Origin of the sequence: Acidobacterium sp. S8, assembly GCF_009765985.1 — a bacterium.
In the GTDB taxonomy this organism is placed as follows: domain Bacteria; phylum Acidobacteriota; class Terriglobia; order Terriglobales; family Acidobacteriaceae; genus Alloacidobacterium.
In genome coordinates, this window is record NZ_LMUM01000004.1 from 163,255 (window position 1) to 170,474 (window position 7,220).

A 7,220-nucleotide genomic window follows, 5' to 3' on the forward strand; every position below is an offset into this window, starting at 1 on the left:
ACGCTATCAGAGTCAACCCATGTGCGCCGTGGTGCGCGACAGAGAAGTTGCCAGTGTATGCGCCGGTAGAAAGACACGCGCGCAGGCGCCGGGAAACGCTGGATCATTGCTGTTTTGAAGGCGTATCGTCCCTCCATGTTTCTGAACGATACCCATCGTTACCCACAACCCGAGTCCGGTTCCTTGTTCGCCTTTTGTCGTGAAGAACGGTTGGAATAGTTTTTGCGATGCTTGTTCTGTGATTCCCGGACCGCTGTCGATAATTTCTACCGCGACGCCGGCACCGCGAAATTCTTCAGCTGGAATATCCGTCAACCTGATCAGCACGTTTCCATTGGGACGCGCCGCATCTACAGCATTCGTGATCAGGTTGGTAAAGACCTGGCGAAGCTCAGCAGGGAAGCCCTCGATTATGAATGTGCCCTCAAACTCCCGTTGTATATTTACGCCTTCAATCTGAATGCGCCGTTGGAGCAGTAGCAGAACGCCTTCGAGAAGATCGTTCAGGTCAATCTTGACGGGATCGTTAGGTTCTCGATAAAGATTCAGCATCGTACGGCTGATCTGGAGTGTGCGCTTCAACTCCTGCTCAGCCATATTCAGATATTCCCCCCTTCTTTCCGGGTTTTCTTCCCGTGAAATCAGGTAATGCAGGTTAGCCACGGAATCAAGCGGATTGTGGATCTCATGTGCAATGCTGGCCGCGAGCCTGCCGGCTACAGCCAGCTTTTCGCTTGCGATCAGAGCAGCTTCGCTCCTTCGCTGTTCAGTAACATCGCGAAAAACCAGCACAATTCCGACCAACACTCCGCTCTTGTCGAAGATCGGTGCAGCGCTGTCATCGATGATGTATTCGGCGCCCGTGCGCGAGAGTAGCGCCGTATGGTTCGCGAGTCCGATCACCTTGTTCAATCGGCGAACTTTCTCAACCGGATTTTCCGCTTCCTCGCGAGTCTGTTCATGAATGATGTGGAAGACCTGTTGCAGAGGCTTGCCTTCTGCTTCTGAGCGTGGCCATCCCGTAAGCTCTTCCGCCACCGGATTCATAAATTGGACCGCACTCTCCGCGCTGCATACGATCACCGCATCTCCGATAGATCGCAGAGTAGTGCGCAACCATTCTCGGCCTTCTTCAATTTCACGAAGCGAGCGTTGGTGAGCATTCGAGACCTGCCGCAGTCGCATGAGAGAAAAAAACGAGAGAGCAAATCCCGCCGCCAGGGTTCCAGCGATGATCAGGATGATTTCCTGACGCTCCATGTTGATGGCCTTCTGCAAGCGTTCTGCCCTCAGGCCATCTTCGGCATTGCCCATGGCTTTGATTGCTGCGCGCACCGCATTCATGAGGTCGGTGCCGCGATATGCTGCCGATTTGTCTGCGACAACAAACGGTTTGCCGATCGTGTCGTTGGCAAATCCGAGCCATAGCTGGTAACGATCCTTAATGTTGACCAGGTTTCCTATTTGCTGCGGATTATCGGAAACAAGCCCTTGCAACAGATCGAACTGGCCGCGAATCGATCCACTTCCCAGCCCGCTGCCGTTCAAGAGGGTTCGGTCACCCGTTAATTCGTAGCCGCGTAATGCAGTTTGCTGGTCAACAATATTGCGCTCAAGTTCTGCTATCTCGGCGCTCACGCGATCGCTATGGTCAAGCCAGCGTTGTGCATCCTGAGCACTGGAGACCTGCCACAGCAGCAGACCGGCCAAGGCTAAAAGTGTAAGCAGCGGTACAAAAAAGGCCTGTCTCAGAATCTGCTGGAATTGCTGAAAGGTCACCGGCTGCTCTCCGCAGCGACTCCCACAGTCGAAATGAGCAGCTGTAAGCGCTGAATCAGCGCGTCCGGGCCTTCTCCTTTAGATAGTGTCGCGTCGGCAAGCTTCAGGGCTTCCGGGGGTAGATCAACACATGCAGAATGAAGAAGAATAGGAATTTTGGGCTTAATGCTGCGCATTGCTGCTGCCACCTGGCTTCCATCCATGCCAGGCATAAGGTAATCGAGCAGGACAGCATGCACGGAATTGTGGGAAAAAATCGCCAATGCCGTTTGTCCATCCTGTGCGGTCAGTACCTGATAGCCCGCGACTTCAAGGACGGCCCGCCGAATCTGCAAACCCAAAGCCTCATCATCAACGCACAAAATCGTGAATGATGACATGATTACCCCTAATCTGTAACGCCAACAGTAAACCCAAAGCAGAAGGACGAAAATCTCAGAAACTGCAAGATAAGAATAACTTGGCGAAGTATAGCATTGAAGAATATTCCTGCAGAACGACTTAATGGTGGTCTTCGGGGATGTCCTCAAATTAACAGAACATTTGCATTCTCTTTGCCGTGATCGGATAGGCTGTAGATGAATATTTATGTCCTGCGGTCCTGCCGCGCGACGATTTCTTGAGGAAAAGCGGCTTGAATCAGATTGTATTTGTTCTCGAAGACGACACAGATATTTCCCGTCTTGTGCAGCATCACTTGGAAGCCGCCGGCTTTGCCGCCCGCGTATATGCAAGCCCAGCCAATATTCTTGGGGATGCGGAACGCCAAACGCCCGCTCTTTTTCTCTTGGATATTATGGTTCCGGGCGGCGATGGGCTTGATTTATGCCGCCGCCTGCGCAGCCACCCCGGATTGAGCACAGTACCTATCATCTTTTTGACCGCGCGCGCTGGAGAGAACGATCGGGTGCTTGGCCTTGAGCTCGGCGCTGACGACTACATCACCAAGCCGTTCGCTCCGCGGGAGCTGCTTGCTCGCGTCAAGGCAGTGTTACGCCGTTTCGAACGGCCTACCACGCCGACGGTCATTCAATTTGAAGAAGTTGTGATCGATGCAGGTGCGATGCAATTAAAGGTGCGCGGAGAGCTGACGACTACGACGGCGACCGAATTTCGACTCCTGGATTATCTCGCCCGTCATCCCGGCCGCGTTTTCAGCCGTGACCATCTGCTGGATGCCGTCTGGGGCGATGCGCGCTTTGTAACCCCGCGCTCAGTTGACGTATATGTGCGCCGCATCCGTGAGAAAATTGAGACAGACCCCGAGAACCCGAGATATCTGAAAACGGTGCGCGGCGCCGGATATCGTTTCGAGGTTCCACGGGCGGCGCAGTGATGTTTGCGCAATGAACGGGGCCTCACTTTGACAGGCAGGGTCTTTACAAAGCTTCTTCTATCGTTTGTTTTGGTGTTGCTGGTCGGCACTGCCATCCTTGATGTTTCCCTGCGGCCGATCGTGGAACATTCATTGCACGAGCAGCCGCACGCCACGCGAGACTTCATATTCGGATCGCTGCTGGCTTTAGCTGCTGCCACATTACTGGCGGCGTTTTTTGCCCGCCGGGTAGCGCAGCGCTTTGATCGCATCATGCTCTTTGCTAACCGCATTGCGGCAGGCGATCTCTCTGCGCGTCTGGAGGAAGACGAACTCGATGAACTTTCAGAAGTAGCCCACGCGCTGGATGCCACTGCCAGTCGTCTCGAGCAGAGTTTTCATGCGCTCGAAACCAGCCGGCGGGAACTGGCTGCATTGCTCGACAGCATGCAGGAAGCAGTGATTGCCGTGAACGAGCAGGGACAGGTTATCTGGTCGAACGCAGTCATGCATCGTATCTGCTCCGCTGCCGTGCGAGAAGGACGTCCGTTAGTGGAGCTTCTGCGTGATCCCGACGTATTGGCCTGCGTGGAAGGGGCATTGCAGAAGCGGGAAAACTTTAATGGCAAAGCGTTTACTGTAGCTCCGGGCCGCATCTTCGAGGTGAATGCGGCGCCTATGCCCGGCGGTGGCGCTGTCGCCGTTCTTCACGACGTGACAAGCGTCGAAAAGGCAGAGAAGACACGGCGTGACTTCGTCGCGAATGTCTCCCATGAGCTGCGCACACCCCTCACCTCCATCTCTGGTTATGTAGAGACGCTGCTGGATTCCCCCGAACAGGCCTCCCCGACGACACGCGAATTTCTTTCCATCATCCTCCGGAACGCCACTCGTATGAACCGGTTGACGGAGGATCTGCTGGCGTTGGCTAGCGTAGAGTCGGCCGACTACAAGCTGGCACTTCAGCCGATGCGCGCTTCGGCGATCGTCGAGGACGCCATTGATTCGCTTGCCGGAATGGTAATCGACTCGGCCGTCATGTTGGAGGCGGCCGAGAGTGTCGACACGCTCGTTCTGGCAGATCCCGATGCACTCAATCAGGTCTTCGGTAATCTGATCGAGAACGCAATGAAATACGGCAAATCCGGCAAACGTGTACAGGTCGGTGCCCGTCCACTCGAAGCGCAGAACATGGTCGAGTTCTTCGTCAGGGATTTTGGACAGGGAATCGCCTCAGAGCATTTGGACCGTATTTTTGAACGTTTTTATAGGGTCGACAAAGCCCGTTCCCGTGAATCAGGCGGCACCGGACTTGGGCTCGCCATTGTGAAGCACATTATTATGGCTCACGGAGGAATGATTCGCGCCGAAAGCGAATTGGGCGCGGGTGTGACATTTCTCTTCACCCTACCTTACGCACCGGAAAAGAAGGCAGTCTCGATACCTCCTACGGCAGTTCCTGAAGCGACAGTGTCCTGATCTAACCGCTCGACTGCGGCACATTTGGTCAGCCGCAGCATCGAGTGTTTGCCCGTAATTCACGCAATCGTAAAGTGGTTTTAACAATCCCCCCACAGAATCAAACTAGTTTTTCCGAGGGGGAAGAAGTGAAAAAAAGTACATTATTGACTGCTGCGCTCGTTTTGTGTGCAGCATCTGCAGGATTTGCCCAGAAGCTGAACGGCGCGGGAGCTACATTTCCGTATCCTATTTATTCAAAATGGTTTAGCGAATACAGCACGGCACATTCCGGAGTTCAGATCAATTACCAGCCGATTGGCAGTGGCGGGGGTATCCGTCAGGTCACAAGTGGCACGGTCGATTTCGGTGCCAGCGACGGCCCAATGAGCGATGAGCAGCTCAAGGCTTCAAAGGTAAAAATTCTGCATATTCCGACGGTTCTGGGAGCTGTAGTTCCGATCTACAACCTGCCCGGAGTTTCCGCTGAGCTGAAGTTTTCGCCCGATGTTCTGGCCGATATCTATCTCGGCAAGATCGGCAATTGGAATGATGCCCGCATTGCAAAAGACAATCCCGGCGTGAATCTGCCGAATTCGGACATTGTCGTCGTTCATCGCTCCGATGGCAGCGGAACTACCTATATCTTCACTGACTATCTTTCGAAGGTCAGTGCCGATTGGAAGAATTCGGTAGGTAAAAATACCGCAGTGCCGTGGCCTAAAGGAATTGGCGGCAAGGGTAACGAGGCCGTTGCCGGAATGGTCCGCCAGATGCCCGGTGCGATTGGATATGTCGAGCTTATCTATGCGATGCAGAACAAGATCTCGTTTGGTTATATCAGGAATGCGGCCGGGAATTGGGTAAAGGGAAGCATAGATGGTGTTACGGAAGCGGCGGCCACGGTGAAACAGATGCCGGCCGATTATCGCGTTTCGATTACAAACGCTCCCGGAGCAAATGCCTATCCCATTTCGAGCTTCACTTGGCTGCTGATTCCGGATCCTGCCGCAAACGGAGCCAATGGAAAGATCATCAAAGATTTCCTGACCTGGATGCTCGACCAGGGACAATCTGAAACCAGCGCTCTTTATTATGCTCCACTGCCGAAATCGGTTGCCGAAAAGGTTCGGACTACTGTCGGCCAGTTGAAGTAGACCATAACCTCAAAATGCGCGGAGCGGGTCACGGCCCGTTCTCGCGCATTTTGTCGTTATTACGTTACAATGGACGCCCAAAGCTGCGTTTATTGCCTTATTTTTCATAGCGTTTAACGTTCTATTCAAAATTGCCATTTAAGCTAATAGGTGTTGAATTCTAAAGTACAGGAAGCCCGCGTGTCCGGCCCGCCTCTAGAACTAACGCCAACGCCGGAGCCCTCATCGCTAGGGACTGAAAGCCCTGCTCCGTCCGAAATTCGGAAGTTTCTGACAAGCCGGGGAAGTTCGGCGATCAGCGACCGCGCTTTTCGTTGGATCATGCTGCTCTGCGCCCTGAGCATCTTTGCCATCGTCGCGCTGATTGCTGTGGAACTCGTAAAAAGCTCGCAGTTGACGATCTCGAAATTTGGGCTTAGCTTTTTCTTCAAGTCAGCGTGGGATCCGGTTAACGCCAACTTCGGTGCGCTGCCCTTCATCTTCGGGACCCTGACTTCTTCGTTTCTCGCATTGCTGCTGGCAGTGCCACTCGCAATCGGTGTTGCCATATTTCTCACGGAAATGTGTCCTAAAATTCTGAGAGGGCCGCTCTCCTTTCTGACCGAGCTGTTGGCTGCGATTCCCAGCGTTGTTTACGGTTTCTGGGCTATTTTTGTCCTCGTCCCTATCCTTCGTGAGCGAGTAAATCCGCTTCTGATCAAGGCATTAGGATGGACAGGTTTTTTCTCTGGCCCGAATTTTGGTATTGGACTGCTGGCAGCCGGGGTAATCCTGGCGATCATGATCCTGCCCATCATCTCGTCGTTAACGCGCGAGGTGATGACAGCCGTACCCCATACCCAGCGTGAGGCTGTGTTGGCCTTGGGAGCTACGCGCTGGGAGATGATCCGCATGGGGGTATTGCGCAACGCGCGCATTGGTATCGTCGGATCGGTCATTCTTGGACTGGGACGCGCATTGGGCGAAACGATGGCCGTGACTATGGTGATCGGGAATAGTCCGGTAATCGGAAAAAACCTGCTTGGACTGGGTTACAGCATGGCGAGCGTGATTGCCAACGAATTTAGCGAAGCCTCGGATGATATGTATCGAAGCGCGCTCATCGAGATTGGTCTCGCCCTCTTTCTTGTAACCATTGTGGTGAATGGGCTGGCGCGGCTGCTGGTCTGGGCGGTCACCCGTGGTGCACCACCCAGAGTGACTTAAGCAATTGAGAGAAAGAATGGCCACTCAATACAAAACGAGCAGAGCAAACCGCACCCGGCGTGTCATTGCCAATCATCTGGCAAGCGGCCTTGCTGTCCTCAGCACAATTCTTGTCATTGCTCCGCTCATTGCGATTTTTGTCTACCTGCTTTACAAGGGCGCCAGCTCTCTGAATTTTGATTTCTTCACTAAGGTTCCAGCGCCTGTAGGAGAAAAGGGCGGTGGTATGGCGAATGCTATCGTCGGATCAGGTGTCCTGCTGGCGGTAGGCAGTCTGATGGGCGTTCCCATTGGAATCGCCGCGG

The 7,220-nt window shown here is 53.8% G+C and carries 6 protein-coding genes and 1 pseudogene; 5 read left to right on the forward strand and 2 right to left on the reverse strand.

Annotation, left to right across the window (positions count from 1 at the left end; genetic code table 11):
• Positions 1-12: 12 nt before the first annotated feature.
• On the reverse strand, positions 13-1,779 hold the full coding sequence (locus GSQ86_RS01435; protein WP_158748166.1) for an ATP-binding protein: 1,767 nt from the start codon (positions 1,777-1,779) through the stop codon (positions 13-15).
• Positions 1,776-2,159 carry a response regulator gene (locus GSQ86_RS01440; RefSeq protein WP_158748167.1) on the reverse strand — a complete coding sequence of 128 codons (384 nt, stop codon included), beginning with the start codon at positions 2,157-2,159 and terminating at the stop codon, positions 1,776-1,778. The genes GSQ86_RS01435 and GSQ86_RS01440 overlap by 4 nt, the downstream gene beginning before the upstream one ends.
• A 254-nt stretch (positions 2,160-2,413) precedes the next feature.
• Between GSQ86_RS01440 and GSQ86_RS01445 the strand changes: the two genes are divergently transcribed.
• From GSQ86_RS01445 to GSQ86_RS23250, 5 genes and pseudogenes are all read left to right on the forward strand, one after another.
• A complete protein-coding gene (locus GSQ86_RS01445) occupies positions 2,414-3,115 on the forward strand; it encodes a winged helix-turn-helix domain-containing protein (RefSeq protein ID WP_158748168.1) in 702 nt (233 codons plus the stop codon).
• Between the two features lie 3 nt (positions 3,116-3,118).
• Positions 3,119-4,573, forward strand: a complete 1,455-nt coding sequence (locus tag GSQ86_RS01450) for a cell wall metabolism sensor histidine kinase WalK (RefSeq protein WP_254062067.1) — start codon at positions 3,119-3,121, stop codon at positions 4,571-4,573.
• Between the two features lie 128 nt (positions 4,574-4,701).
• Positions 4,702-5,709 carry a phosphate ABC transporter substrate-binding protein PstS gene (gene pstS / locus GSQ86_RS01455; protein ID WP_174239929.1) on the forward strand — a complete coding sequence of 336 codons (1,008 nt, stop codon included), beginning with the start codon at positions 4,702-4,704 and terminating at the stop codon, positions 5,707-5,709.
• 150 nt (positions 5,710-5,859) lie between these two features.
• A complete protein-coding gene (pstC, locus tag GSQ86_RS01460; RefSeq protein ID WP_254062068.1) occupies positions 5,860-6,915 on the forward strand; it encodes a phosphate ABC transporter permease subunit PstC in 1,056 nt (351 codons plus the stop codon).
• Positions 6,916-6,931: 16 nt separating this feature from the next.
• Positions 6,932-7,220 (forward strand): annotated as a pseudogene (locus tag GSQ86_RS23250) (phosphate ABC transporter permease PtsA); the annotation flags it as partial.